The following is a 24382-nucleotide window of genomic DNA, read 5'->3' as shown; positions in this document are numbered from 1 at the left end:
TCGCCGCGTCCCACGTTCAGGGCCAGGCCGGTTGCCATGGTGACGATCTCGTAGGTCCCGTCGGCATTTGCGACGTTCCTGAGCCGTGGGGCCGGCTTCAGGCGGGGAGGTAGTGGAGGAAACATCGTCGGAAGGTGTGGGCGTGTGCGCGATGGGCTGTCGGTGATCGGGGCCGGTTGGGGCGGGCTTGGACTGCGACGTCGACGGCCTCACCGACGACGAGTACTTCTGGTCGCCGGTGCCGGACGCCTGGAGCGTGCGGCCGCGCGGCAGCTTGACGGCGCCCGTGCAGGTCGGTGCCGGGGGCTTCACGGATGACCTTTCGGGGGCGATGACGGCCAGGCATGTACCGGCCGCAGCGGCGAGATCGCGTTCACTCCGCGCTGGTCCGTCTGGCGGGTCCCGCGGTGTCCGCTGCGGCCGGTCATGCATCCCTGACAGAGGGCCGGTCAGGAGATGCGGATGGTCACTCGTTCACCGTCGATGCGGACGAGGTCGACGCTGAGGTGGCCGACCGTCGATGTGCCCCGACCGGCCCGGCTGTCGCTGAGCTGCTCGCCGTTGTTGCCGAATGCCTCGTCGGTGACTGTGTTGTCGGCGACGCTGACCACCGTGGACGTGTCGGCCCGGCGGTGCCGTCGGGCTCATTGGTGTCCCCGTTCATCAATCCACCTCGCATCGGAGCGGGCGCAGAGGGCTGAGTCGGCCCGTCCGTCGGTGTGGCCGTCGGTTCCGGTCCGGGCGCGGGGTCCTTCGCAACGGCGGCGACGGTTTTGGCTGCGTCGGCGAGGCCGCTGCCGCAACCCCCCTCGCACACGCCGGGCACGGCGCGTGCGTTGCCCTTGATGGCCGTTTCGATCGCCGCAGGCGTGAGCGAGGCGTCGGCGCCGATCATCAGAGCGGCGAGACCGGCAATGTGCGGGGCAGCCATGCTGGTGCCCTGGTAGAAGGCGTGGCTTTCGGCGGCGGGCCCGTCAGTGCCGGAGTTCACCGTGGAGAGGATGCCGTCGGCGGCTTTCTCCGATGTCTCACCGCCGGGAGCCGAGATGTCCACCCTGTCACCGAAGTTGGAGTACTCGGCACGGTCGCCACCTCGGTCGGTGGCCGCGACGGTGACGATGTTGTCGCAGACGGGCGGGTTGAACCCGGCAATGTCCTTGTCGGCGTTGCCGGCGGACACGACGATGGTGGAGCCGCGCTGGACCGCGCCGTCGATGGCGTCCTGCACGACCGGGTTGCAGGGGCCCTCGGAACCGAGGCTCATGTTGATGACCTTGGCCGGGGTCTTGTTGTCGACTACGCCGGCGACCTGTCCGCCGGACGCCCAGGTGATGGCGTCGGCGATGTCGGAGTCAAGGCCGCCGCAGCGGCCCAGCACCCGCACCGGCTGCACCTTTGCGCCAGGTGCGACACCGACGATGCCCTTGCCGTCGTCGGCGGCGGCCACGATGCCCGCGACGTGGGTGCCGTGCCAGGACGAGTCGTGCTTCGGCAGGGGCTTGCCGGACTCGTCGCGGCACTCGCCGTCCTTGGCAGCGTCACCAGGGTCGGAGGCGTCGTCGTCGCGGCCGTCGCCGTCCTTCGCGTTGGGCGTGTCGGCGACGAAGTCGTACCCGGGGACGGTGTTGGCGACCAGGTCCGAGTGCTCGGCGACGCCCGTGTCGAGGACGGCGACCGTCACTCCTTGGCCAGTGGACGTACGCAGGGCGTCGGGGACGTTCATGCCCGCGGCCGCCTCGGAGAGGTTCCACTGCTCGGAGACCCGGTCGCCGGCAGCGGACGTGCCAGAGCCGTCACCACCGGCGGACGATTCGCGGGGCGGAATCTCCACTCGGCCGTCCGGGACCACGTAGGCCACGTCCGGGTCGGCCTTGAACTTCTCCATCAGCGCCGCGACATCCTTGGTGGGCTGCACTCCACCCAGGTCGATGAGTACGGCGCCAGTGCCCAGACGGCGCTCGTAGGACAGCTTTTCCTCGGCCTGTGCTGCCTTGGCCTTGGTGTCCTCTCGTAACGCATTGTCCGAACCGGCCTCGGGCGACTTCGGCTTGTAGCCGACTATCAGTCCGTCGGTGCGTTCGGCTGCCGTCGGTACGGCCTCCGCCCGCGTGGGAGCGCCGGGGGCGGGGGATTCCTCACCCGCCATGGCGGTGGCCACCGCGCCGACGCCGATGAGCGTGGTACCCAGTGCGGATGCGACAAGTATTCGTCCACGCCGGGCTTTTCGGTGTTCGTTCTTCACTGTGATTCCCTTCGACCGGACCGGATCCTGGTGTGCCGAAGCGGCACCGCGTGCATGTGGGGTGTCCGGACCGTTGCTGACATCGGGCCGCCCGGTGTCGTCGCGCCGGAGGAGGTCGTGACGAGACGGGCGGGTGTGCCCCGCGCCTGGATCACAGGGCGGGGGACACATCGCGAGACGCGCCGGCCAGGTCCCGCACGCGCGATGGCGACTCGCTCCCGTCGGCACCGCGCCAGGCTCGGGACGGCGCGCCAGGACGATGCGACGAACCTAGGCTCGACGCACAGCAGTTGCCTATCCGTGCCCGGTGAATCACGGGTACGCAATCAACCTGCGCTGTCACCCTGGCCTCGCGGCCTGCCGGGTCGGCTACTCGGTCTACTTCACCGGCCTCGACGACATGGTCCGCCACCTCAAGGCCGTTGAGGACCAGGGACGGTTGATGAGCAAGCTCACCAGCTACCTCCGTCCCGGTGTCCTCGTGGTCGACGAGGTGGGCTACCAGCCGCTGGAACGGGCCGAGGCGAACCTGGTCTTCCAGGTCATCTCCAGGCGTTACGAGAAGGGCTCCATCATCCTGACCTCGAACAAGACCTTCGGCGAAGCGCACATGCTCCGGCGAACGCGTGCGAGGTGGGGCCGAAAGTCAACGGGTTCAAGATGGAGATCCCGTGCTGCTGACGACTGCGGCGGCTATCAGCGCTACCAGGTTGTCGGTCCCGCAGTCGGATTCCTTGGCGGCGACTTCGGCACCGCAGTCTGCGCAGACGAGGTGGGGGCCGTCCTGGCCGTGAAGTCCGCAGCAGCCGGCGCGACGCCGGGGGCCGGGATGCAGAGCGGTGCCTGGCACGTCGTCAGGATGCAGGACGAACAGCGTGGCGTCGAAGTTGATCGTCGGATGCGGGACGGGGCCGCCACCAAGGGGGCTTTGGACATCCCGTTGCGATGGGGCACCCAGACCGCAGCCCGTGCCCCAGGGCTGCCGGCTATCAGGCGGTCCCGGCAGCCTGGCGTCCAACTTGCTGGAGACGCCGCCGTGTACCGGGCTGGGCACTCTCAAACGAACGCCGACACGGGTGACACGACCCGGGCACCCATCGACCAGCCAGCTCATGACAGCTCGGACCGGCTCAGCTGTGCCTGCCCGCAGTGGGGCGAGGCGCTTGCGGACGACCTGACGGCTGCCCTGGTAGCCGCGCTCGTGGATCTCGTGAAACAGGCGGGTGCCGCTGACTCGCCCCTGGGCCTCGATGAAGCCTGCGTTGAGGTATGGCTTGAGCGGCTCCAGTACACCCTTGGGACGGAGATCGCGTGCGGAGGCGAGAAGCTGGTCGAGGTCCGTGTCGCGGAAGCGGCGCACGGTCTTGCGATCCAGGTTCAGACGGCGCGCGATGGCGGAGATGGGCCGTCCTTCGTCCAGGAAGTGGTGGATATCCGCGTACCAGTCGCGGGTGCGGACCGATCTTCGTCGACGGCGGGACCGGTGGCGGCAGCTCGATCGTGATCGGCTGGTGACGGAGCGTGCACTGCTTCGGTGTTTGCGCAGGCAGTCGCGATCCTGAGGGCTGGTCTTCCCCACCGTGAGGACAGCTGTGCAGCATTGGCCCGGGTGGCGGAGACGAGGGCGGCCGGGTGGTCGCCACCGCCCTCCCACCAGGGCCGTCAAAGCCAAGCGCAGGGCCACCGCGCCCCATCTCGCCCCGCGACTTGTGCGTGTGCGCTCCTGCGCGGGCGAGGTGCCCCGACACCGCCCCGCCGTTCGGCGCCGCGGCCGGGAACACTGAGCCGCGCCCGAACGCTGATCCGGTCATGACCTCACACTCACCACAGACAAGGCCCGAAAGCCAGGGCGGCGGCCACCGCATTACCGTCGCGCGGGGTACCGAGCATGTCCGCGTCGTACGGGACGGCCGGGTGCTCGCCGAAAGCCGACAGCCCCTGGTCCTGCGCGAGACCGGCTGCCCTGTCCGGTACTACCTGGCGCCTGCCGACGTACGGACCGACCTGCTCATCCCGTCCGCCGCAACCTCCCACTGTCCGTTCAAGGGCGATGCCTCCTACTGGTCGGTCCCCGGTGCGGACGACATTGTCTGGTCCTACCTGGATCCGAAACCCGAAGTGGCCGCCATTGCCGGTCACTACTGCTTCTACGACACGGAGGTGGTGAAGTAGGGGGAGGGCCCACGGCTTTGGGGCGCGTCCGCCGCAGAGTTCTTCGACGCGGTCGGCTCGCTAGGAGGGGGCGCGGGCCGCCCCAAGGTCGCGCGCACCCTGGTGCATGCGGGAATGGTCAGTAGGGCTACGCGCCGCCCTCGCGCTCGGCCCGGCCACTGGCCCCGTTCATGTACCCGAGCGGGTGGCGGCGAGCCCATGCGGCGAGCACGGGTGGAGATCGACTTCCAGCTGCTGCAGCCGCAACGCCTGTGCCCGATGAACTTCCGCCCCGGTCCGCGTGGGTCAGGTTTGCTGACCGGCAGGAACGGCGGCAGCCGTCCCACTCGGCATGGGTGAGATCGCCCCGCCACATGCCCACATCAACGACCTGGACACACGACGGTCACCTGAGCGGACGGTCAGGTCTGTCCTGGAGCGCAGTACCAGTCTGACTGCAACCGTAACCGGCAAAGGTCACCCGAATGGAGCAACAGCGGCTGCGACGATATGCGGCTTGATCATGATGAGCCCGGCGCCGGCTGCCATCGGATACCCCGCCGATGTGGGTGTCATTGGCCCGGCACGGGCAACATCGACGACGGGCGCCGGAGCGGCGCGCGCCGGTCCCTGCGTAGCGAGCGGGCCCGGGAGGCGGAAGGTGCACGCGGGCAGTGGGCTGTGGTCGAGGGATCCTCGCGACGGACGTCGAAGCCTCACTGTGGTGTCATCGCACCGGGAAGCCGAAGACGTACCCCTGCTGCCGCAGCCACGGCAGAACCTGCCGCAGGGCATCGACCGTCTGGCCGCGGTCGCCGCCTGCGTCGTGGAACAGGATTGTCGGACCGTTGGAGAGCTCGTTCTTCACGGTCTTCACCATCGCGGCCGCTCCCGGCTGCTTGAAGTCCTTGGAGTCCACGTTCCAGCCCAGCGGCCGCATGCCCCGCGAGGCGGCGAGCTGACGGCTGTAGGGTGTGAACGCGCCTCCCGGAGCACGGTAGTAGAGCGGTTCGACACCGCCCGAGGCCTCGGTGATCATCCGCTCCGCGTCCAGAATCTCCTTGGACTGGTAGGCACGTGACGCGGTGTCCATCGTCGTGTCGTGGGAGACGGAGTGGTCGCACAGCCGGTGACCGTCCGAGACCACGGCCTTGACCAGGTCGGGATGGGCCTGGGCCTGCGTACCGACCATGCAGAAGGTCGCCTTGACGCCGTTCTCCCGGAGCACGGCGAGGACCTGAGGCGTCCACGCCGGGTCCGGACCGTCGTCGATCGTGATGTTGACGCCCTTGGGGCCCTTGTCGGAGGCATGGGCGATGTCCATGCTGACAACGGGGGCAGGGAGCTTGGGATCAGGCACGGAGGTCTGGCCCGCGATCGGCTTCGGTTTCGGCGGGGCGGCCGGCCCGGCCCCGGCGGGGACGGCCTGAGTGGTCCACGCCGCGGCCAGGGCGGTGACCCCCGCCACGACGACGGCCGCCGCCAGCACACGGCCGTTGGTCCCTCGGCTTCGACTCTGCCCCATGTCCGCCCCCGCTCTTCTCTACGTCTGCACGCGTGTCGCACTCGGGAGGACGGGGTGGCGACAGCAATGGATCCGGCTGTTACCGATCTAGCACAATTCCGCGGGCTGTTCGGGCGGGGCAGCCGTACTCGCGGACATCGCTCAGGGCGAACTGACGTTGCCGAAGCCAGCCCGAGCGTCACATGCAACGTGCGAGGGAACGGACAGAGCAGGGGCATGGGTACGAACGAGCTGGCCGCTCGTCATGCTCCGGCCGCCCTCAACGAGTACGGCTGCCGCCGAGCATGTGTGCGCGACCTCGCCGACCCGCCTCCTCGGCGGACGGCTGGGCTTCGCCGAGAACTTCAACCTCGTCAAGGTGACCAGGTGTCCGAGTGCGGTGCGCGACGGCACCGAGGCTGGTCAGTCCTTCACCCGCGCCGACGCCTCGGCGCAGAGGTACGGACGCGCGAGCAGCAGGCCGGTGCCGGTCATGGCGATGCCGAAGTAGACCGGCGCGAGGTGGATGAAGTCCGTGTAGTGGATCGCACCGTGCACCACGACAGCCGGCAGGAAGCCGGCGGCCGCCGCTGCGGCCAGGCTCCAGAACACCCAGGCCTCACCCCGTCGCCAGCCCCACGCGCTGAGCAGAATGATCGCCACTGCGGCGGCCATCAGGGCGCCGCCGAACCCCGCGCGGTCGTGTGCGACGAAGGGCACGAGCCGGGGATTCACGGCTGCCAGCGTCTGCGTGGTGGTGTCCAGGAAGGCCAGGTCGGTCGGCACGAAGACGCCGGTCAGACCGATCACCGAGATCACCGCTCCGCCGGCGAACAGCCCCGCTCCCGTGACGATCAGCATCAGTTGGCCGACCAGCGCCCGCCGGCGCTCCGGCTCCGGCCCCTCGGGCGCAAGGCGCCACCGCGGGGCGTGCGGCGACCGACGGACCGCGGCTACGAACATCGGGAACAGCACGATGGCGGTGGCGGTGTGCAGGGGTTCGACGAAGCCGGTGGCCAGGAAGTAGAACAAGGTGGGGAAGCCGATCGCCCCCGAGAGCAGATACACCTCGCGGGCCCATGGCCAGCCGCGTCTGATCCCGCCCACGGCGAGGCCGGTGTAGAGGGCGCCGATCGCCACCATCGTGCCGGCCATCGTGATCCGGTCGTGCTGGAGGAAGTGCACGAGGTGGTGGTTGGCGGCATGCAGTTCGTGCAGCGTCATACCCAGGTAGTCGCGGTCGTACCAGAGCAGCACAGGCCCGAGCGTGATCGCCGCGGCGCCGAGTCCGGCGCCCGTCATGCCGAGCCCGACGAGCAGCGCCCACCACCAGGAGGGCCAGCCGCGGGGATCGCGGCCGACGTTCCGTAGCACCGGAGCGGGCGCGGTGGGCGTGGCCGCCTCGGTGACCCGTGCGAACCAGCCGGGTCCGGCCGCGACGAGCACCCCGGGCCGGGCGAGCACGACGGCGCCCGGCTCTTCGAGCGCGGCAGCCGCGGCGGTGACCGACGGGTCGGACACATGGACCACATGCGGGTCGTCATCGCTGGTGAAGCCGTCGACATGGGGCTTGAGGGCGGTCTCGGCCTCCGGGTCGCAGGTGCGGACAACCAGCGGGATCGAGCGGCCGGCAGCGGCCTCGCGGACGGTCTCCACGTCGGCCGCCGAGACAGGTGCCACCTCGACGACACCGGCCCCGAGCGGGGGCATGGCGCGTACCGCCTCGCGGGCGAGCGAGGGCGGGACGGATATGCCGAGGCGGACGTTCACGGGCACGCCGGCGATCTCGCCGGCGAGCCGCTCCGGTGGATGGCGGTGGCCGAAGCCACGGGCTATCAACCGCGCGCCGGCAGGACGGGAGCCGATCGAGGCCAGCAGCCGCAGTGCGGTGCGGTGCGAACGGCGCCGGCCGAGGGCGGCAGCGGCCAAGCCGCGCAGCGGGTGATACGTCCAGTCCGGCATCAGTGGCTCTCGCTCTCCGTCGCGGTCAACGGGTCACCGGGCGCGGTCCAGCCGAGTACCGGCGTCATGGAACGCAGCGTTGCCCGCGTCGGCGTCAGCCGGGCGGCCGTGTCGCGCAGCAGCACCGCGGCCGGCGACGACAACTGGCCGACTGCGCCGAGCCGGGCGGAGCGGCGCGTGATGGCCTGGGTCCGCGGGCGGCGCAGCAGGTCGTACGAGCGGAGCGCCGCGGCCACGTCCGGGGTCCCGTCGAGGCAGTGGGCGAGGGTGACCGCGTCCTCCAGCGCCTGGCACGCGCCCTGGCCCAGATTGGGGGTCATGGCATGGGCCGCGTCGCCCAGCAGCGCGACCCGGCCACGGACGAAGGAGGGCAGCGGCGGAAGGTCGTACAGGTCGTGGCGGAGCACCGCGTCCGCGGGGACGGCGGCCAGCAGGGCGGGGATGGGATCCGGCCAGGACCCGAACCGGCGCAGCAGTTCGGCGTACTCGGACGAGCCGGAGGCCGCTCCCGCCGGCAGCGACGCGGTCGCGAAGCAGTACATCCGCCCGCCCGGCAGCGCCGTGTAGCCGAGCCTCGCCCCCCGGCCCCAGGTCACTGCGCCCTCGGAGGGCGGCTCGGCGAGGGGTTCGGTGACCATGCGCCAGGCGGTGTAACCGGCGTAGCGGGGACCGGCCGAGTCGGGCCACAGGGCGCGGCGGACCGCACTGCGCAGCCCATCGGCACCGACTACGAGGTCGGGCCGCGACTGGCCCCTACGGTGATCGACGACCAGGCCGTGGCCGTCGTCGCGGACCGCGGACATCTCGCTGCCCGGCCGCAGGCTGTCCGCGGGCAGCGCCTCGGTGAGCGCCCGCAACAGGTCCGCGCGGTGCAGGACCACCAGGGGTTGGCCGAAGCGGCGCGCCAGCTCCGCGTTGTCCGTACGGGACAGCCAGCGGCCCTGGCGGTCGCGTACGCCGCCTGTGGCCTCGACGGCGCCGAGTGCCCGGACGGAGCCGGCCATGCCGAGCGCCTCGAGCGCGTGCAGCGCGTTCGGCCACAGGGAGATGCCGGCGCCGATCTCAGTGAACTCCAGGGCCCGTTCCAGCACCTCGACGCGCCAGCCCCGGCGGTGCAGGGCGATGGCCGCCGCGAGGCCGCCGATCCCGCCGCCGACGATGGTCGCGGCGCGCTGAGGCATGGGTCCTCGCTCTGGGTTCGGGGGCGCCGCTCCGAAGCGGCATGGGGGCGCCGCTCCGGTCAAGCGGCCGTCGATCCGGTGCCGCTCCCGTCGAACGGCATGCGACGCGGCGTAGGTCCGGCTGAGCGGCGCCTCATAGCAACATGTCAACAGGCGCCTGTCAACGTGCCGAGGGGCGGACCGCCGGCCAAGGCAAACCTGAAAGAGACCATATGGTGATCTTGCTGCAAACGCCGGTCGCTCCCGAGCGAGCCTGTGAATCTCGCGAGTGATTCCCGGCTCAGCCCCAGGCCTCGCCCAACTGCCTTCCAAGCCACGACAGTTGCTGTGACGCCGTGTCACGCCGCGTTCACAAGGCTTTGCCTGGGGCCTCCGCCAACTCGCCGGCGGACATCCAGGAGTGGGTGCACGTCGACCCGTTCTTGACCCAGTGGGCGTACCCCGCCCGATCACGCGCGGCGAGGAGCAGGCAACTGCAAGATCATCGCGCAGGTCCACTCCCCGAACAACGACCAACTTCAGTGGTGCGTCGTCAGGTTGGAACAGGAGCTTGCCGAGAAACGCGGCAAGCTTGCGGAACGGACGGAGGAGCTCGACTTCAGTCGGCGAGTTGAGCGTTGTGGTTGACGAGCGAGCCGATCTCGCCCCCCCCTACGCGCAAACTCTCGCCGCCCGAATCGACCGAGACGCGGCAGCGCAACCCACTCGGGGTCATGGCGCATGAGCAGACAGGGCTCACATGTCGGGGTGTCGTCAAGGCTCCGCGTCAGGACCGGGCGAGGACACAGAACTCGTGGCCCTCCAGGTCGGCGAGGACCGTCCACGGCACTTTGCCCTGATCGGCCTCCGCGCGCCGGGGGCCGGACAGGTCTCCGGCGGCGTGAAGCCGGGCCAGCAAGGCGCCCCCTTGCCGGTGCGCGCGGACTTCCTCCGGAGGGCTCACCAGCACCGGCTTGAGCGGGCGGCCCGGGACGGCGGTCAGCAGCAGGGCCAGGTGCTCGGCGCTCGAGGCACGCAGCTGCGGTGCGCGGCCCGCTCCGAGCGCCGGCACCGCGTGGCGCAGGGCGAGGGGGGCGTCGACGTCCCGTTGATCACACGGCGGTGACACTGCCACCGTCCGCCCTGCCCATGGCTCTCCGCGAGAAGCGGGACACCAGGACGGTGACCGGAACCTGCAGGGTGACCACCAGCACCGGGTTGGCCACGAAGATGGCTGCCGATCACACCGGGGATGCGTGCAACTGTGTCACCAGGACGAGAGGGAGCGCGATTTCGGGGACGTTGAGGCAGAAGGCGTAGGCCACGTTCGCTCGTGCCCTCCAGCCGAGGAGATGCCACCGGCTGAGAGCCACCGCCCGCGCTTCCGTGAGACCACCTGGCGGGACAGACCCTTCGCGGCACGAGGTGACCCGAAACTGGCTGCACTACGCAGGTCCGCGAGATGATCGCGTCATGACTGAGATCGTTCTGATGTCCGACCCGAAGGTCGCAGCCGTGCCTGCTGAGGAGTGCGGTGAACGGCTCGTGGATGTGCGACGAGACAGCCCCCTGCTGGTTGACGCGGAAGTGGCAGGACTCCGTCGGCGCCTTCGCCCACCTACGGGAAGGGGTGCTCGAGCGACTCCTCAAAGCCCAGGCGCAGCTGCCTCGAGGTATGCGGCTGCTGCTCGTCGAGGGGTATCGACCGCCGTCCCTTCAACGTCGCTACTTCGACGAATACGCAACCCAACTGCGGACCGATCACCCGGAATGGTCCGCGGAGCAGATCCGTTCGGCAGTCAGCCGTTACGTGTCTCCCCCGAGATCGCACCGCACAGCGCCGGCGCAGCCGTTGACCTGACGCTCGCAGATGCCGACGGCCGTGAACTCGACATGGGCACCCGCATGAATGCGACTCCTGAGGAGAGCGCGGGCGCCTGTTACATGCGGGCAGACAACATCAGCCGCGAGGCTCGCTCCCATCGGGACATCATGGGTACAGCGCTCACCGCTGTCGGCCTGGTCAACTATCCCACAGAGTGGAGGCACTGGTCATACGGAGATCGCTACTGGGCCTTGGTGACAGGAGTGGAAGCCGCCCACTACGGCCCCAAGGAACTTGACTCGCCGTAGGCTTCATGGAGACACCCGCACCAGTGAGATCGGCCGCCCCTACCGCCTTTCTGTGGGTCGCTTTTTCGGTGAGATACGCGATTTCGTCCATCAGCGCGCCGATGTGTGTCCTGTCGCACCAAACCTTGAGCGAATCTCACCGAAGACTGACGGATCACAGTCCGTCTCACCGATTCCTAATGCCGTTTGTCAAGCCGCGAGAGCGATGGGCTGCCTGAAGCTCAATCAGCCGATTCCCGGTTGTCGGAGTAGATCACCAGTGTCTGCTCTGGCTGTTCGGCCAGGTGGAAGGCGGTGTAAGCGAAATCGATCACTCCACCTCCCGGGCGCCGTAGCCGTTTCCGTCCGCCGTGCCGGGCCTGCACGTCGTACTGCGGCCACCAGGCACGCACTTCAGGGCTGCCCGCGTTCAGCTCGTCGATCAGCCGGGTGTACCGGGGGTCGCCCGGGTGGCGTCCTGCCAGTGTCCTCAGCCGGGCGAGCAGGCCGCGTGCCTCGAGTTCCCAGTCGACCAGAACGGCCCGGGCGGCAGGTTCGAGGAACACCCAGCGGGCGAAGTTCGCCGGCCGGTCCGCTGCCGCGGTGAGGTGCGGGAACAGCTCGTCGGCCGCCTGGTTGTAGCTGAGCACGTCGTAGTTGCCGCCGATGATGTATGCCGGATGCGGCTGGAGGAGGAGCGGGACGGCTGCCACCTCGGCGGCGAGTGGCTCGGGTTCTTCGGTTTCGACCGCAGCCTGGTGACCGGCGAGCTGAAAGAGGTGACCGCGCTCGTACCGGTCGAGTTGCAGCGCCGAGGCGAGGGCGTCGAGCACCTGGTCCGAGGCGCGGATGTCCCGGCCCTGCTCGAGGTACGTGTACCAGGTGGCGCTGATCCCGGCGAGCAGCGCTAGTTCTTCCCGGCGCAGGCCCGGGGTCCGTCGTCGGCCGGTGTGTGGCAGTCCGACCTGGTCAGGTGTGATCCGCTCTCTGCGGCTGCGAAGGAAAGCGCCCAGCTCACGGCGCTGATTCGGCTGCGTCTGCATCGTGGATGGCACCTCTGGTTCCAGAATAAACACGTTCTGGATACCAGGCTAAACGCCTCGCACACTGGATCCCTGGTGGGAGGTGCAGCTCTCACCGATGACCTCTGTAGGTCACCTGCTACCGGTAATTCGGAAGGAAGAGGCGGACATCGTGTCGGGAATCGACGGCAAAGTCGTGGCGGTCACGGGAGCCAGCAGCGGCATCGGCGAGGCGGCCGCGCTGCTGCTGGCCGAGCGAGGCGCGCGGCTCGTCCTGGGTGCGCGCCGGTCCGAGCGCCTCGCGGAGCTGGTGGCGCGGATCGAGAAGTCGGGTGGCGTGGCCGTGCAGACCCGCACGGACGTGACGCGACGGGACGACCTCCACAGCTTGGTCGCACTGGCCGGCGAGCGATTCGGCCGGCTCGATGTGCTGGTCAGCAACGCGGGGGCCGGCGCGATCTCGCCTCTGGACGATCTGCGGGTCGACGAGTGGGACCAGATGGTCGACGTCAACGTCAAGGGTGTGCTGCACGGAATCGGCGCAGCGTTGCCGGTCTTCCGGGCTCAGGGCGTGGGCCACTTCATCACCATCGCCTCCACGGCCGCATTTCGCATCGTGCCGACCATGGCGGTTTACGCCGGTACGAAGTTCGCGGTCCGCGCCATCTGCGAAGGCTTGCGCCAGGAGGCCGGTGATTCGCTGCGGGTGACCACCGTCTCTCCCGGCGCAGTAGGGACCGACTTCGCCGAGGCATCAACGAATCCGCAGGTCCGAGCACAGATCACCGAGATGCGGGACCGGATCGCAATCCCGCCGGACGCGATCGCCCAAGCCATCGCGTTCGCCATCGAGCAGCCTGCAACCGTCGACGTGAACGAGATCGTCGTCCGGCCGACCGCCCAGAACTGACCCCGCTCAAGTTCGAGGCGCATCTCCGACCAGGACCTTGAACCACAAGCCGAGCTCGTAGCACCGCCCGTCGCGCAACAGAGCCCAGAGGACGTTGACACGGCGGCGAGCGAGAGTGAGGACGGCCTGGGCGTGGCGCTTGCCCTCAGCTCGCTTGCGATCGTAGAACCGGCGGGATTCCTCGCACCTTCTGATGCCGAACAGCGCGGAGGTGTAGAAGATCCGCTGGAGGCGACGGTTGTGGCGCTGAGGGCGCCACAGGATTCCACCGATCTTGCCGGAGTCCGTGGGACCGGCGCGACGCCGCCGAAGCATCCCGTGCCCGTTCCCGGCGAAGACGGCGATGCCCCTGGCCCTACTGTGTGGCAGACCAGTCGGCGCTGATCCGGTCGGGTACCAAGAAGTCGCTTTCGCAGTCCGGGCATCTCGCGCCTCCGAAGACGTAGGTCAGCGCGTTGGCGACCTCGTGCTGACCGTCAGCGATCGCGATGTCGTGGAGGCGGCGCCCGATGCCGTCCAGGTTCGGCCCCCGCATTGCTCGTGCCGAACTACGGCGATGTGCCGGGCAGCCGTGGTGCAGCCCGGCTTGATGCGACAGCTGAGGCCGAACCTGCGCTCGAAGTGCCGGCCATTGCATCGCGATTCGGCGTCAATGGATCGAGGAGAGGATGGGTAATGGCACGTCCGGGTTGTCTAAGCTGCCGAGGATGACTGAGTTCCGACAACTGAAACCGGGGGACTGAGGTGGACGGGGGGATGCCGCGCCCGCATGACGCTGGGGACTCTGCGCAGTTCGTGGTAGTGATGCGGCAATTACGGCAGTGGGCGCATCTCAGCTATCGCGAGTTGGAACGCCGGGCGGGGGCGGCTGGCGACGTTCTGCCGCGTGCCACGCTCGCCGGCGTATTGAACCGGCAGGAGCTGCCGCGCGAGGAGTTGCTGGCTGCATTCGTCCGCGCTTGTGGCGGTGACGAGCCCACGGTCGAGGCCTGGGTGGGAGTCCGCAAGCGCCTGGCTGTTGAGCTCGAGCATGACGCCTTCGACGTCGTGTCAGCCGAAGATGCGGCGCCAGTGGGATCGCCTGCCGCGCAGCGCCTGGATCCAGGCCCGGAGTCGCGAAGCAGCCTGGACGAAGGTCCACGGAAGGGTGCCGCGTTCCACAGCGAAACCGCTGACGCGGACGCCGCTGGTGTGGCGGACGAAGCGGAGAATCCTGCTGTTCCTGAAAAAGGGCAGAAGGCCGCGGTGCCCCCACCCGCGGTTGAGACACCGCAGGTGCCTGTGCCGGCGACAGGCGCCAGCGAGGGTGCCCTGTCCACGAGCCTGGTGCAGCGGAATCCCTCTGCTGCACCGCAGACAGCGCAGCCCGTACCTGCGGGTCCGCAGGGGGCTCAGCGTCGTCTTCGGCGGCCGAGCCTGGTGATCGCGGCCAGTGCCGTGGTCGTGCTCCTCACGGCAGCTGCCACAGGGATTCTGTTTCCCCGCGACGACTCTGGCGGGCCGCAAGTGCCCCGGACGGGCGCTCCGACAGCCACTGTTTCTCCGTCGAGGGAGTCCAGTCGTCCCTCGGGCGGTGCCACGTCCAGCACTGCCGTCACCAAGCCCGTCAAGGACGGGCCTGCGCCGAGCGGGACGGTGGACGCCCCATCGGTGACCCCGTCCAAGAAGCCGGCCCATCCCAGGAAGCCGGAGCCAGCGCGGACCCCGCGGCAGCCGGGTCCGACCGTGTACGAACCACCGCCCACTTACGAACCACCGCCGTCGACCAGCACGCCGCCTGTGTCGGGTGGTGGCGACCCTTTCCCGGAGGAGACGTGCTGGGACGTCACCAACGATTGCGTTTGACTGCTCCCCTCCCTGAGGGGAGTGGATTCCCGTTTTGAGGGCTGAGCGGGGATTTCCGCCTCACGCCGCCTTGCGGGACGGCGTCCCGCCTGGTCTTCCACGAGCAGTGCCGGTCGGGTTCAGACCTGCCCGGATGAGCGTTTCGCGTGCGGAGTTCTTGTCCCGTGGACACAGACGACTCCGCACGCGGTGCGGGTGTAGGTGCGCTCACCCAGCGGCTGTGCGTGCTTGGCTCTCGCCCCGCAGCCAGGTGATGCCTACCGTCCCCCATGGGGTGCGCAGGTGGTGGCGCTGAGCTCATCGAGCCAGCAGGTGAGTAGCAGCAAGGGCGATGAGGAGGGGCGTTGCGACTGCGGAGACATAGGAAGCCCACCAGGCTCCAGCCCTCGCGATGGCGACGAACCAGTCCGGGGCTTCGAGCGAGTCGTATCCGCTCGTGAAACGTTCGTACCGTCCGGAAGACGTTCCCGGCAGAAGGATGACCGTTGTGGCGAAACAGATCAGCACCACGGCGCACGAGGTGTACAGGAGCCACAGTTTCCAAACCCTGTTCACGAACTTGGAGCGCAGAGGAACTGCGGCGGTTTCCTGGCCGGTTGAGGAGCGCCCTACTGGGAGGAGATGTGTGTCGGTCACGCATCCCAGGTGACCGGGAGGCTCTTCACCCCGTAGATGTCCGCGGTCTCCGGGCGCAGGCCGACTTCTTCGGCCGGTACGGCCAGGCGCAGCGTGGGGAAGCGGTTGAGCAGCGCGGAGAGGGCGATCCGCATCTCGATGCGGGCCAGTTGCTGGCCCAGGCACAGGTGGGTGCCGTGGCCGAAGGCCAGGTGCCCACCGTCCTGCCGGTGGAGGTCGAGCACGTGGGGATCGGTGAAGCGCTCAGGGTCACGATTGGCGGTGTTGTACGACAGGACGACCGTCGTGCCGGCCTCGATGGTCTGGCCGCCCACCTCGGCGTCGACCAGCGCCGTCCTCATGAACGTCTTGGCGACGCTCAGATACCGAAGCAGCTCTTCCACGGCCTGGTCGGTGAGCGCGGGGTCGGCGCGCAGTGCAGCCAGCTGTGCCGGGTTCTGCAGCAGCGCGAAGGTGCCGAGGGACAGCATGTTCGCGGTGGTGTCGAACCCGGCCGCCAGCAGGATCAGGCTGATCCCCTGCAGCTCCTCATCGGTCAGGTCACTGTCGGTGAGTTCGCTGAGCACGTCGTCGGTGGGGTTCGCGCGCTTGGCGGCCACCAGCTGTGCGAGGTAGTTCTGGGTCGCGGTATAGGCCGCTGTCAGGTCCTCGTCGCTCGTCTCCCCGTTCATGAACTTGTCGATCTGTTCCTGGAATGAGTCCCGGTCCCGATACGGCACCCCGAGCAATTCACAGATGACGATGGTGGGGATGGGCTTGGCGAACGCGGTCACCAGGTCCGCCGGCGGCCCGGTCTTCTCCATGGCGTCCAGGCAGTCGGTGGTGATCTGCTCGATGCGTTCGGTGAGCAGTCGCATCCGCCGCGCGGTGAACTTGCCCACCAGTGGTTTCCGGTAGCGCCCGTGCTGTGGTTCGTCCATGAGGAGGAACTCGCCGGGCGGCGCCGGTGGGATCTCGAAGTCGACCACGTTCAGGAGCTCTTTGCGCGAGCTGAACCGCGAGTCGGCCAGGATCGACCTGACCAGGTCGTATCCAGTGATTAGCCAGCCGGGCTTTCCGCCGGGGTGGGTGCAGCGGCTGATGGGGCCGTGTCGGCGGGCGTCGATCAGCTCTGCCGGCGGGTCGAAGGGGCAACCGGGCTGACGCTCCGTTGGCAGCGTCGTGACGGTGTGGACGGATTCGCTCATGGCCATTCCTCATCTCGCGACATCACGTGTTTGACGTATGCCGAAAGCTACGTTGCATTTGGAGTACCGTCAATTACTCGAAGAGTGTAAGTGCTGGTGGATGGCGGTAAATTGATGCAATGACGCTGGGGTCGAATGCAATGCCGCGTTGCAATGAATGGAGGCGAAGGCAATACTGGTGGCATGCCAGGAGGACGGTTGACCCAGCAGGACCGCGAGCGCATCGCGGCCGGACTCGCCGACGGGTTCTCCTACGCCGAGATCGCCAGGCGGCTCGACCGGCCGACCTCGACGATCAGCCGGGAGGTCGCACGCAACGGCGGCCCCGGCGGCTACCGGCCCCATCAGGCGCAGCGGGCGACGGCCCAGCGGGCGCAGCGCGGCACACCGGCACCCCCACGTGCAGCTGGAGTGCCGGGCGGCCCGATGGAAGAGGAGATCGTCGAGCTGGCGGTCAGGTCGGGGATGCCGAGAATGACAGCGCGCGTGCACGTCGACCTGTTGCTGTCCGAGGACAGCAGGCGCACCGCAGCCGAGCTGGGAAGATGACCCGGTGCAGTTCCACTGGCCGTTCAGGCCGGGTGGCGCCAATCGATGGTCGCTCGCCGAGGCCCAGCAGAACTCCGCGCCCATGGTGCCTGCGACCAGCGGGGCCGGCGGTTCGTTCGGCCCCCGTCGGATGACGAACTTGTCGACCCGGCATGGCGCCCGATCGACCCGGCCACCGACTTGTTCGAAGATTTCGAGGGCGAAGATCGCCGCCCTTGGCCTGATGACGGGGCAGTCCTGTGCTGGTGGCTCCCTTCCTTCTGGGGAGAACCCGAGGAGTCGGCATGCGATCCGAACCGCGAGGTGGTGATCGACGTCGGGTCGGTCGGCAGCGAGCGTGATCTCCATGAGGTCCTCAAGCGGGAGTTCGGCTTCCCGTCGTTCTACGGCATGAACTGGGACGCATTCTGGGATGCGATCACCGGCCTCGTCGAGATGCCCAAGCAACTGCGCTTCGTCCACTGGGCCGAGTGGGAACTCAGAGAACCGCCGGCTGCGACCACGTCCGCGACTTGCTGAAAAGTTACGACGAGAGGGCCCAGGACTTCAGCGTCGTCTATGACCAGTAGTGAAGTCAGGACCAGACACCTCACCGGCCATATGCGCGGCCGCGCGAAGCCAGAGCGGCAACCAAGGTCAACTTGACCCGTCGGTGTCGGAGTACACCCAGGCGTGCTCAGGCAGGTACACGGCTACGTACCCAGCCTCCGCAGGCAACATAGGGGCTGCGCCAACGTGTTGACGCACCCTGCTCGCTCCAGGAGCAAGACGGCCGCGCTGTGGCCGACCCGTGTTCATGCTACCGGCCACACGGGGCAATCGCTTCCGCTTCACCAGCCATGCTCCGCGCAGCCCTGACTCAGCAACAGGAGAGAGGATGGCACGTGACAGTCCAGGTCGAGTGACGTGCTGCAGCTGCTGTGCCAACATGAGTGGCCATGATCAAGACGCAGACGGTTGCCGAGGAGCCAGCGTGAGACGCAGCATCGGATTGGCGGTCCCCCTGGCGCTGCTGACCGCGTGCGGAGGTTACACGCAAGACATCTGCACCCTGATCGACACGCCCGCCGGGATCCGGGTCGCTGTACACCCGGAACTGGCGAACAGCGTGGCCGACGCGACCCTCACAGCCTGCTGGGACGGCACATGCCGGAAGCGCACGCTGCAGCTGGACACCTGGCCGGAAGAACCGGCGACTCCAGGAAACCCCGTAATGACCACGGAATCCGCTACCGCCACAGAATCCCCGGCAGCGAGGGCCTCGCAAAACCCCGAGCCTTCTCTCCCCTGGCCTGGCTTCGTGATCATACGTGACCTCCCATCAAGTAAGCCGATACAGGTCACGCTGGTATTCAAGAACCAGCGGGGCGCCACTGTGCTCGACCGGCAGATCAGTGCCACCACCCCGCAGCCCACCTATTCCAACGGCCGCAACTGCTCGCCGGACGGCTCCCAGGTGCGCCTGACGGTCACCAGAGAGGGCACACTGATCCCACGCTGACCGTCCGCGCCGCAACGGAAGTGGGCAGGCGAGGCGTTCGGGGGCGTCTCCAGGACGTGGGAGCCGCCGTCCTGGGCGGGGCCGGCTATCGGATGGCCCCAGCACTCCGGCGTCCAGCCTGCTGGGTACGTTTCCGTGTACCGAGCTGGGTACTTTCACGCGAACGCCGACACCCGTCGGCCGCATGAGGTGTCTTTCTCCGCGATGGTCGGATGAGGAGGCGTGGTGAGAAGGCTCGGCGCGGCCCGCTCGCCTTGTCGTTCCTCCTTTGCTCCCTCACCCGCTTCCCCGCCTCTCGCCGCCGGCCGTCCCCGTGCGCCGGCAGGCCCTGTCTGCCCCTTGGCCCTGCTCGGCCGGGCACGCGGCGAGCGGCGCGGCGCGAACGGACACGTTCGCGGCGCTTCCTGCCACAGTGAGCTTCTTCGAGTTGGCCACCGATTGAGTGACGGGCCGTGAAGCGCAACGAGTGAGGCCCTCGGGCAGTTGATCGAGATGTCTGACGTCTCAACCACGCTGCTCCGGGGGCCTCGTTGGTCGTCTATCCTGCCGCACTCGACCTGCCCCATGCCCTCGTGGAGTGGGTCACCATGCTCATCGTCACCCGCGAAGGTGACCGCCGCTGCAAGCTCCGTCCGTCCCAGCGGGCGATGGTGGGGCTGGTGTACCTGCGTGAACACATCACCCTGGCGAAGATCGCCGCCGGGTTCGGGATCAGCGAGTCCACCGCCCACACCTACACCACCGCGGTCGTCAACCTGCTCGCCGAACGTGCTCCGGGCCTGCTGAAGACGCTGCGCGAGCAAGAACCCGACTTCGTCCTGCTGGACGGCACGCTCGCCGAGTGCGACCGGGTCGGCGACGGACGGGCCGACTACTCCCACAAGCACCGTCGGCACGGGGTGAACGTGCAGGTGGTCACCGATCCGGGCGGCCGGCTGCTGTGGCTCTCACCTGCACTGCCGGGCCGCACCCACGACCTGACCGCAGCCCGCACCCACCGAATCATCCGGATCTGCGAGCGCCAGGGCGCCCCCATCCTGGCCGATCTCGCCTACCAGGGCGGCGGTCCCTGGCTGACCACGGGCGTCAAGCGCAGGCCCCTGCAGGAACTCGCCCCCACCGAGAAGACCGTCAACCGGGCCCTGGCCGCGGCACGGGCACCCGTCGAGCGCGGCGTCGCCCGCCTGAAGTCCTGGCGGATCTTCCGCAGGTCCCGCATCAGCCCCAACCGCATGACGTCAATCGCCAAGGCCATCCTCACGCTGGAGCGGCAACGGTGAGGAGACTCAGTGGGCGGGGCGGGGCAGTGCAGCAAGGGCTGTCCGGGCGATATCGGTCAGCGTCTCCTCGCTCGCTCCGGCCTTGCCCACCGCTTCAATGCCGCGCAGCACGGCGAGCACCAGCACAGCCAGCTTTCCCGGATCCGCGTCCGCGGCAATGTCGCCGTTGCGCTGACAGGCTGCGATGTCGCCCTCCAGTAGCGCCTGCAGCGCCTCGATGGCCGCGCGAGCCCGCTTGGCCACCGTCTCGTCGTGTTCGGCCAGCTCGGCGGCGCCCTTGGCCAACAGACATCCCCGGCGGGCGGTGTCTGCGGCAGTCGCCGCCGCCACCGCGTACACGTGGGCGGACAGCCGCGCGTAGGCGTCCGTGTCGCTGCCGCGCAGCTGCCGGCTCGCAGCGTCGACGACGGAGGTGCAGTAGTCGTCGAACACGCGGTGGAACAGTTGCTGCTTTCCGCCGAACGCGCCGTACAGGCTGCCTTTGCCGAGCCCCGTTGCCTCGGCGATGTCTTCCATGCGCGTGGCGGCGTACCCACCCGACCAGAACCGCTCCCGGGCAGTGTCCAGTACCTGCTGCTCGTCGAACTTCCTAGGTCGCGCCATGGGGACAGCTTACCGGTTCTTGACTGGTTCGTCCATAACGGCTAGTGTTATGGACGAACCAGTCAAGAATGAGGAGTGGGAGCGCGATGACCGAAGTACTCGCAGGGAAGGTCGCGGTGGTCACCGGAGCCAGCAGCGGCATTGGGCTTGCCATCGCCAGGCGGTTCGCCGCGGAGGGGGCACGGGTGTTCCTGGCCGGTCGCCGTCAGGAGCCGCTCGACGCGGCCGTCGCTGAGATCGGGCCGGCGGCCACCGGTGTGAGGACCGATGTTTCGGTACAGACGGACCTCGATGACCTCTACGCGGTCGTGCGCGAGGAGGCGGGCCGCATCGACGTGCTTGTCGCCAACGCTGGCAGCGGCGTCCCTCAGCCTCTCGGTGAGATCACAGAGGAAGCCATCGACGCCACCTTCGGTACGAACGTGAAGGGCACGATCTTCACCGTGCAGAAGGCGCTGCCCCTGCTGTCGGACGGCGCCTCGATCGTGGTGACAGGGTCGACCAATGCGCTCTCCCCCGGAACGAGCCTGGCAACTTACGGCGCATCGAAGGCAGCAGTACGCAACCTGGTGCGCAGCTGGGCGCTCGGCGCGCAGGAACGGAAGTTCCGGGTGAACGTGCTGACCCCGGGCCCGACCGAGACCCCGGGCCTGGTTGGCGCCGTAGGCCCGGACCACCAGCTTGCCTCGGAGGTGCCGCTCGGCAGGATCGGCCGCCCGGACGAGATCGCCGCCGTGGCGACGTTCCTGGCCTCGGACGCCTCCAGCTTCGTCAACGGCGCCGACTGGTTCGTCGACGGAGGCCACGCGCAGGTCTGACCGCGCCCCTCAACCAGCGCGAGAGCGCACCACAACACACCACGTACCAGGAGGAAAAGTGAACGCCACCAGCGATATTCAGAAGCGTCGCGAAGAGATTGCTGTCAACTACTTCCGCATGGTGGACGCCGGCAACCCTGCGGTCATCGACCTCTTCACGGAAGATGCTCACATGTTCTACCCGAAGTTCGGCATCGCGCGCGGGAAGGCGCAGATCGCAGCGTTCGCTCAGGGGGTCGGCCGGGGAATCGCGTCGCTCGAGCACTTGATCGAGGGCTTCACCGTGTTGTCGTCCGAGAACTACGTGATCGTCGAGGGCGCGGAAAGGGGAACAACGACGTCAGGCGTGGACTTCCCTGACGGCGTTTCCTCCTTCGGGCTGTTCGCCAATGTGTTCGAGTTCGAGGGTGAACTCATCAAGAGGCTCCACATCTACGTGGACCCGGACTTCGCCAGCACGCACGCCGAAGGTGTGGCTTGGGGTAAGTCGGTGCAGGACAGCATCGCCAGCCTGTAGTCGACAGCCTGCACCGTGGTGCGCGCCACTGGGACGGGGCCGCGTGGCGACGAGGTCGCAGTGCTCAACCTTGTCGCCTCGGCTCCCGCCTCGGGTCCTGGCAGCTCTTCCGTGACGCCCGCTGCAGCCCGAACCGCATGACGTCAATCGCCAAGCCATACTCACCCTGGAGCGGCACCGCTGAAGAAGCTCAGTGATTGAAGCCCCGCTGTCCCCCCTCGGCGGGGCTGTTACGTGCCCGCGCGTCCGCGCCCTGGTGCTGCCCGGAGGACGAGATCTGCCCCCCGGACGCAGCCGCCCGGCTGCATCCCATATACGCCGCTCAGGCAGGCGGGTAATTCAGCCAGAGAACCGCTCTGCCCCGCCAACCACCTCGAAGAGGTCCTGGACCTCCATGACTGACGGACACAGGCACCCTGAGCAGCATATGGCTCTGCCGCGGTGACCAACCGGCACTCCAAGGCCCCGATTGCTCACGCTGAGCCGTCGCAACGAGTGCGCACCAAGCCCGGATTCCTGCGCAGTGCTCACCAAGTCGTGGATCATGCAACTGGCCGGACACGGCAATACCTGCCCGACACGCTGCTGTGCCTGCTCGCGTTCCCCCCCCGGGGCGCGGTTCTCCAAGATCCGGTACGAGGCCCAAGCCGCGTGAACCCCTGACACCTGACGAAGGCAGAGAGAATGACCACCCAGATCCGCCACGTCGACGACGAACTCATCCAGGCGGCGGCGCACGTAGCTCGCGTTCGCTGCCGGGGCGACAACCACACCATGGCAGCCGCCGGCCGCGCCCAGGACGGCCGGATCGTCACGGCGGTGAACGCCTACCACTTCACCGGAGGACCCTGCGCCGAGCTGGTCCTCATCGGTGCCGCAGCCGCCCAGGGCATTTACGAGCTGGACACGATCGTCGCCGTGGGCGACCGCGACCGGGGAGTTGTCCCCCCGTGCGGCCGGTGCCGTCAGGTCCTCCTCGACTACTTTCCCGCCCTCAAGGTCATCGTCGGCGAAGACGACCGCGTCCGAACCGTCCTTATCACCGACTTGCTCCCCGAAGGCTACGTCTGGGCCGACCACCGGCTCGACGTCTAGTCGAGGGCCCGTCCCTCCGATCGGATGACGGCAGGGCACCCCACTTGATAGGCAAGTCGCCGCTTGCCTATGGTGTGGGTCATGGCGGAGGATGTCTTCAAGGCGCTGGCCGACCCCACCCGTCGGCGCATCCTTGATGAACTGGTGGAACGGGACGGCCAGACCCTGTTCGAGATTTGCACGCGGCTGGTGACAAAGCACGGCCTGGGGCTGTCTCGCCAGGCGATCAGCCAGCACCTGGCTGTACTCGAATCCGCGGGTCTGGTCCTTTCGCGGCGCCAGGGCCGCTACAAGTTCCACGATCTGAACACCGAACCCCTTGAGCGCATCGTGACCCGATGGCTCAGGCCCGAGGCACCGGAGAGCACCCCATGAAGATCCACCTGTCCAGCGTCTTCGTCGACGACCAGGACAAGGCCCTGCGTTTTTACACCGACGTGCTGGGCTTCGTGAAGAAGCATGACGTCCCGCTGGGCGAGGACCGGTGGCTGACCGTTGTCTCGCCGGAAGATCCCGACGGGACCGAACTGCTGCTTGAACCCTCCGGCCATCCCGCGGTGCAGCCGTACAAGACGGCGCTGGTCCAGGACGGCATCCCTGCCACCTCCTTCGCTGTGGACGACGTACATGCGGAGTTCAACCGGCTGCGCGACCTCGGGGTGCACTTCACCCAGGAGCCGCTGGAGATGGGCCCGGTCACCACTGCGGTTCTGGACGACACCTGCGGCAACCTGATCCAGATCGTGCACAGCAAGTAAGACGCCGGCCCGGACGCCCGCTGCCGTCTACCTATGATCTTGCGCAGTGCTCCGCTCCTCAGGGCGGGGGAGAAGCGCACCTCAAGGCTGCTCTGATCTGCGCTGGCGCGCGGGTTGGCAGTGTTGCCCTCAGCTCACGGGGCGATGCTGGATTTCGATGTACTGGCGTACGTCGGCGCGCATCGCTGTCTGGTCGTGCATCCGGCCCGGCCGCGCCGCCCGGCACCACAGGGTGCGTCCTCGACCGTCACTGATGGTGGTGGTCTTGATCGTGTTCTGCTTGCCCTTGCCGGAGACGTAGGCGGCCCGTCCGGGACGTCCGGCCTTCGGCCGACGGACCTGGGTTCCGGTGCCGTCGATGCACACTGTGACGTTCTCGGCCACGGCGTAGGAGAACACGTCGCCAGGGTGCGCAGGTGCAGGCCGGTCGACGACCTAGGGCGTGTTGCGAAAGTCCCGCCTGGCCCACGACGCCTGGCACGCCCGCTCGCTGCGTTGTCGGACTCATCCGAGTACGTCCAGTACGAGGA

At 68.4% G+C, this 24382-nt stretch carries 21 protein-coding genes and 7 pseudogenes; 16 read left to right on the top strand and 12 right to left on the bottom strand.

Annotated features, from left to right (window positions below; translation table 11 throughout):
- Positions 1 to 466: 466 nt before the first annotated feature.
- Entirely contained in the window at positions 467 to 2242 is a 1776-nt protein-coding gene (locus ACZ6ZQ_RS27410; protein WP_469771168.1) for a S8 family peptidase, read from the bottom strand.
- Positions 2243 to 2591: 349 nt separating this feature from the next.
- Here ACZ6ZQ_RS27410 and ACZ6ZQ_RS27405 point away from each other — a divergent pair.
- Together ACZ6ZQ_RS27405 and ACZ6ZQ_RS27400 are read left to right on the top strand one after the other, a co-directional pair.
- Positions 2592 to 2846 (top strand): annotated as a pseudogene (locus ACZ6ZQ_RS27405) (ATP-binding protein); the annotation flags it as partial.
- A gap of 1205 nt (positions 2847 to 4051) precedes the next feature.
- On the top strand, positions 4052 to 4414 hold the full coding sequence (locus ACZ6ZQ_RS27400; protein WP_469771167.1) for a DUF427 domain-containing protein: 363 nt from the start codon (positions 4052 to 4054) through the stop codon (positions 4412 to 4414).
- Positions 4415 to 5120: 706 nt separating this feature from the next.
- Here the strand turns inward: ACZ6ZQ_RS27400 and ACZ6ZQ_RS27395 are convergent.
- From ACZ6ZQ_RS27395 to ACZ6ZQ_RS27375, 5 genes and pseudogenes are all read right to left on the bottom strand, one after another.
- Positions 5121 to 5918, bottom strand: a complete 798-nt coding sequence (locus ACZ6ZQ_RS27395) for a polysaccharide deacetylase family protein (RefSeq protein WP_469771166.1) — start codon at positions 5916 to 5918, stop codon at positions 5121 to 5123.
- Positions 5919 to 6320: 402 nt separating this feature from the next.
- Positions 6321 to 7859 (bottom strand): hypothetical protein, encoded by a 1539-nt coding sequence (locus ACZ6ZQ_RS27390; RefSeq protein ID WP_469771165.1) that lies wholly within the window; start codon positions 7857 to 7859, stop codon positions 6321 to 6323.
- Entirely contained in the window at positions 7859 to 9040 is a 1182-nt protein-coding gene (locus ACZ6ZQ_RS27385) for an FAD-dependent monooxygenase (protein WP_469771164.1), read from the bottom strand. Before ACZ6ZQ_RS27385 ends, ACZ6ZQ_RS27390 begins: the two co-directional genes overlap by 1 nt.
- Before the next feature lie 766 nt (positions 9041 to 9806).
- On the bottom strand, positions 9807 to 10154 hold the full coding sequence (locus tag ACZ6ZQ_RS27380; RefSeq protein WP_469771163.1) for a BUD32 family EKC/KEOPS complex subunit: 348 nt from the start codon (positions 10152 to 10154) through the stop codon (positions 9807 to 9809).
- 13 nt (positions 10155 to 10167) lie between these two features.
- Positions 10168 to 10350, bottom strand: a pseudogene (locus tag ACZ6ZQ_RS27375) (MFS transporter); the annotation flags it as partial.
- A gap of 142 nt (positions 10351 to 10492) precedes the next feature.
- Between ACZ6ZQ_RS27375 and ACZ6ZQ_RS27370 the strand changes: the two are divergent.
- Positions 10493 to 11152: pseudogene (locus tag ACZ6ZQ_RS27370) on the top strand (M15 family metallopeptidase).
- Between the two features lie 221 nt (positions 11153 to 11373).
- Here the strand turns inward: ACZ6ZQ_RS27370 and ACZ6ZQ_RS27365 are convergent.
- On the bottom strand, positions 11374 to 12174 hold the full coding sequence (locus tag ACZ6ZQ_RS27365) for a helix-turn-helix transcriptional regulator (protein WP_469771162.1): 801 nt from the start codon (positions 12172 to 12174) through the stop codon (positions 11374 to 11376).
- A gap of 151 nt (positions 12175 to 12325) precedes the next feature.
- Here ACZ6ZQ_RS27365 and ACZ6ZQ_RS27360 point away from each other — a divergent pair, with 151 nt between their 5' ends.
- The gene (locus tag ACZ6ZQ_RS27360) at positions 12326 to 13063 is read left to right on the top strand and encodes an SDR family oxidoreductase (protein WP_469771252.1); all 738 of its coding nucleotides are present in this window, start codon (positions 12326 to 12328) and stop codon (positions 13061 to 13063) included.
- A gap of 6 nt (positions 13064 to 13069) precedes the next feature.
- Here ACZ6ZQ_RS27360 and ACZ6ZQ_RS27355 read toward each other — a convergent pair.
- A pseudogene (locus ACZ6ZQ_RS27355) lies at positions 13070 to 13374 on the bottom strand (transposase); the annotation flags it as partial.
- 445 nt (positions 13375 to 13819) lie between these two features.
- On the opposite strand from ACZ6ZQ_RS27355, the gene ACZ6ZQ_RS27350 reads away from it, so the two are divergent.
- A complete protein-coding gene (locus ACZ6ZQ_RS27350; protein WP_469771161.1) occupies positions 13820 to 14908 on the top strand; it encodes a helix-turn-helix domain-containing protein in 1089 nt (362 codons plus the stop codon).
- 60 nt (positions 14909 to 14968) lie between these two features.
- On the opposite strand, the pseudogene ACZ6ZQ_RS27345 reads toward ACZ6ZQ_RS27350, so the two are convergent.
- Together ACZ6ZQ_RS27345 and ACZ6ZQ_RS27340 are read right to left on the bottom strand one after the other, a co-directional pair.
- Positions 14969 to 15153 (bottom strand): annotated as a pseudogene (locus ACZ6ZQ_RS27345) (RNA-guided endonuclease TnpB family protein); the annotation flags it as partial.
- A gap of 387 nt (positions 15154 to 15540) precedes the next feature.
- On the bottom strand, positions 15541 to 16731 hold the full coding sequence (locus tag ACZ6ZQ_RS27340) for a cytochrome P450 (protein ID WP_469771160.1): 1191 nt from the start codon (positions 16729 to 16731) through the stop codon (positions 15541 to 15543).
- 198 nt (positions 16732 to 16929) lie between these two features.
- On the opposite strand from ACZ6ZQ_RS27340, the gene ACZ6ZQ_RS27335 reads away from it, so the two are divergent.
- From ACZ6ZQ_RS27335 to ACZ6ZQ_RS27315, 5 genes are all read left to right on the top strand, one after another.
- A complete protein-coding gene (locus ACZ6ZQ_RS27335; RefSeq protein ID WP_469771159.1) occupies positions 16930 to 17280 on the top strand; it encodes a helix-turn-helix domain-containing protein in 351 nt (116 codons plus the stop codon).
- A 4-nt stretch (positions 17281 to 17284) separates the two neighbouring features.
- Entirely contained in the window at positions 17285 to 17590 is a 306-nt protein-coding gene (locus ACZ6ZQ_RS27330) for a hypothetical protein (RefSeq protein WP_469771158.1), read from the top strand.
- Positions 17584 to 17799 carry a barstar family protein gene (locus tag ACZ6ZQ_RS27325; RefSeq protein WP_469771157.1) on the top strand — a complete coding sequence of 72 codons (216 nt, stop codon included), beginning with the start codon at positions 17584 to 17586 and terminating at the stop codon, positions 17797 to 17799. Before ACZ6ZQ_RS27330 ends, ACZ6ZQ_RS27325 begins: the two co-directional genes overlap by 7 nt.
- A 454-nt stretch (positions 17800 to 18253) precedes the next feature.
- A complete protein-coding gene (locus ACZ6ZQ_RS27320) occupies positions 18254 to 18781 on the top strand; it encodes a hypothetical protein (protein WP_469771156.1) in 528 nt (175 codons plus the stop codon).
- A 530-nt stretch (positions 18782 to 19311) separates the two neighbouring features.
- Positions 19312 to 20061: a transposase gene (locus ACZ6ZQ_RS27315; protein WP_469771155.1), complete on the top strand. Its 750-nt coding sequence runs from the start codon at positions 19312 to 19314 to the stop codon at positions 20059 to 20061.
- Between the two features lie 6 nt (positions 20062 to 20067).
- Here ACZ6ZQ_RS27315 and ACZ6ZQ_RS27310 read toward each other — a convergent pair whose 3' ends face one another.
- Positions 20068 to 20664: a TetR/AcrR family transcriptional regulator gene (locus ACZ6ZQ_RS27310; protein WP_469771154.1), complete on the bottom strand. Its 597-nt coding sequence runs from the start codon at positions 20662 to 20664 to the stop codon at positions 20068 to 20070.
- A gap of 86 nt (positions 20665 to 20750) precedes the next feature.
- On the opposite strand from ACZ6ZQ_RS27310, the gene ACZ6ZQ_RS27305 reads away from it, so the two are divergent.
- The 6 genes and pseudogenes from ACZ6ZQ_RS27305 to ACZ6ZQ_RS27280 all read left to right on the top strand — a co-directional run bounded on the left by ACZ6ZQ_RS27305 (position 20751) and on the right by ACZ6ZQ_RS27280 (position 23852).
- Positions 20751 to 21482 carry an SDR family NAD(P)-dependent oxidoreductase gene (locus ACZ6ZQ_RS27305; RefSeq protein ID WP_469771153.1) on the top strand — a complete coding sequence of 244 codons (732 nt, stop codon included), beginning with the start codon at positions 20751 to 20753 and terminating at the stop codon, positions 21480 to 21482.
- 58 nt (positions 21483 to 21540) lie between these two features.
- Complete coding sequence (locus ACZ6ZQ_RS27300; protein ID WP_469771152.1) at positions 21541 to 21999, top strand: nuclear transport factor 2 family protein; 459 nt, start codon at positions 21541 to 21543, stop codon at positions 21997 to 21999.
- Positions 22000 to 22082: 83 nt separating this feature from the next.
- Positions 22083 to 22183, top strand: a pseudogene (locus ACZ6ZQ_RS27295) (IS5/IS1182 family transposase); the annotation flags it as partial.
- A gap of 500 nt (positions 22184 to 22683) precedes the next feature.
- A complete protein-coding gene (locus ACZ6ZQ_RS27290; RefSeq protein WP_469771151.1) occupies positions 22684 to 23094 on the top strand; it encodes a cytidine deaminase family protein in 411 nt (136 codons plus the stop codon).
- An 81-nt stretch (positions 23095 to 23175) separates the two neighbouring features.
- Positions 23176 to 23469, top strand: a complete 294-nt coding sequence (locus ACZ6ZQ_RS27285) for an ArsR/SmtB family transcription factor (RefSeq protein ID WP_266485955.1) — start codon at positions 23176 to 23178, stop codon at positions 23467 to 23469.
- On the top strand, positions 23466 to 23852 hold the full coding sequence (locus tag ACZ6ZQ_RS27280) for a VOC family protein (protein WP_469771251.1): 387 nt from the start codon (positions 23466 to 23468) through the stop codon (positions 23850 to 23852). The genes ACZ6ZQ_RS27285 and ACZ6ZQ_RS27280 overlap by 4 nt, the downstream gene beginning before the upstream one ends.
- Positions 23853 to 23990: 138 nt before the next feature.
- On the opposite strand, the pseudogene ACZ6ZQ_RS27275 reads toward ACZ6ZQ_RS27280, so the two are convergent.
- Positions 23991 to 24277 (bottom strand): annotated as a pseudogene (locus ACZ6ZQ_RS27275) (transposase family protein); the annotation flags it as partial.
- Between the last annotated feature and the right edge of the window lie 105 nt (positions 24278 to 24382).

The sequence above is a fragment of the Streptomyces sp. NPDC053673 genome, from assembly GCF_055585225.1.
This window is presented reverse-complemented; position numbering and strand designations above follow the sequence as displayed.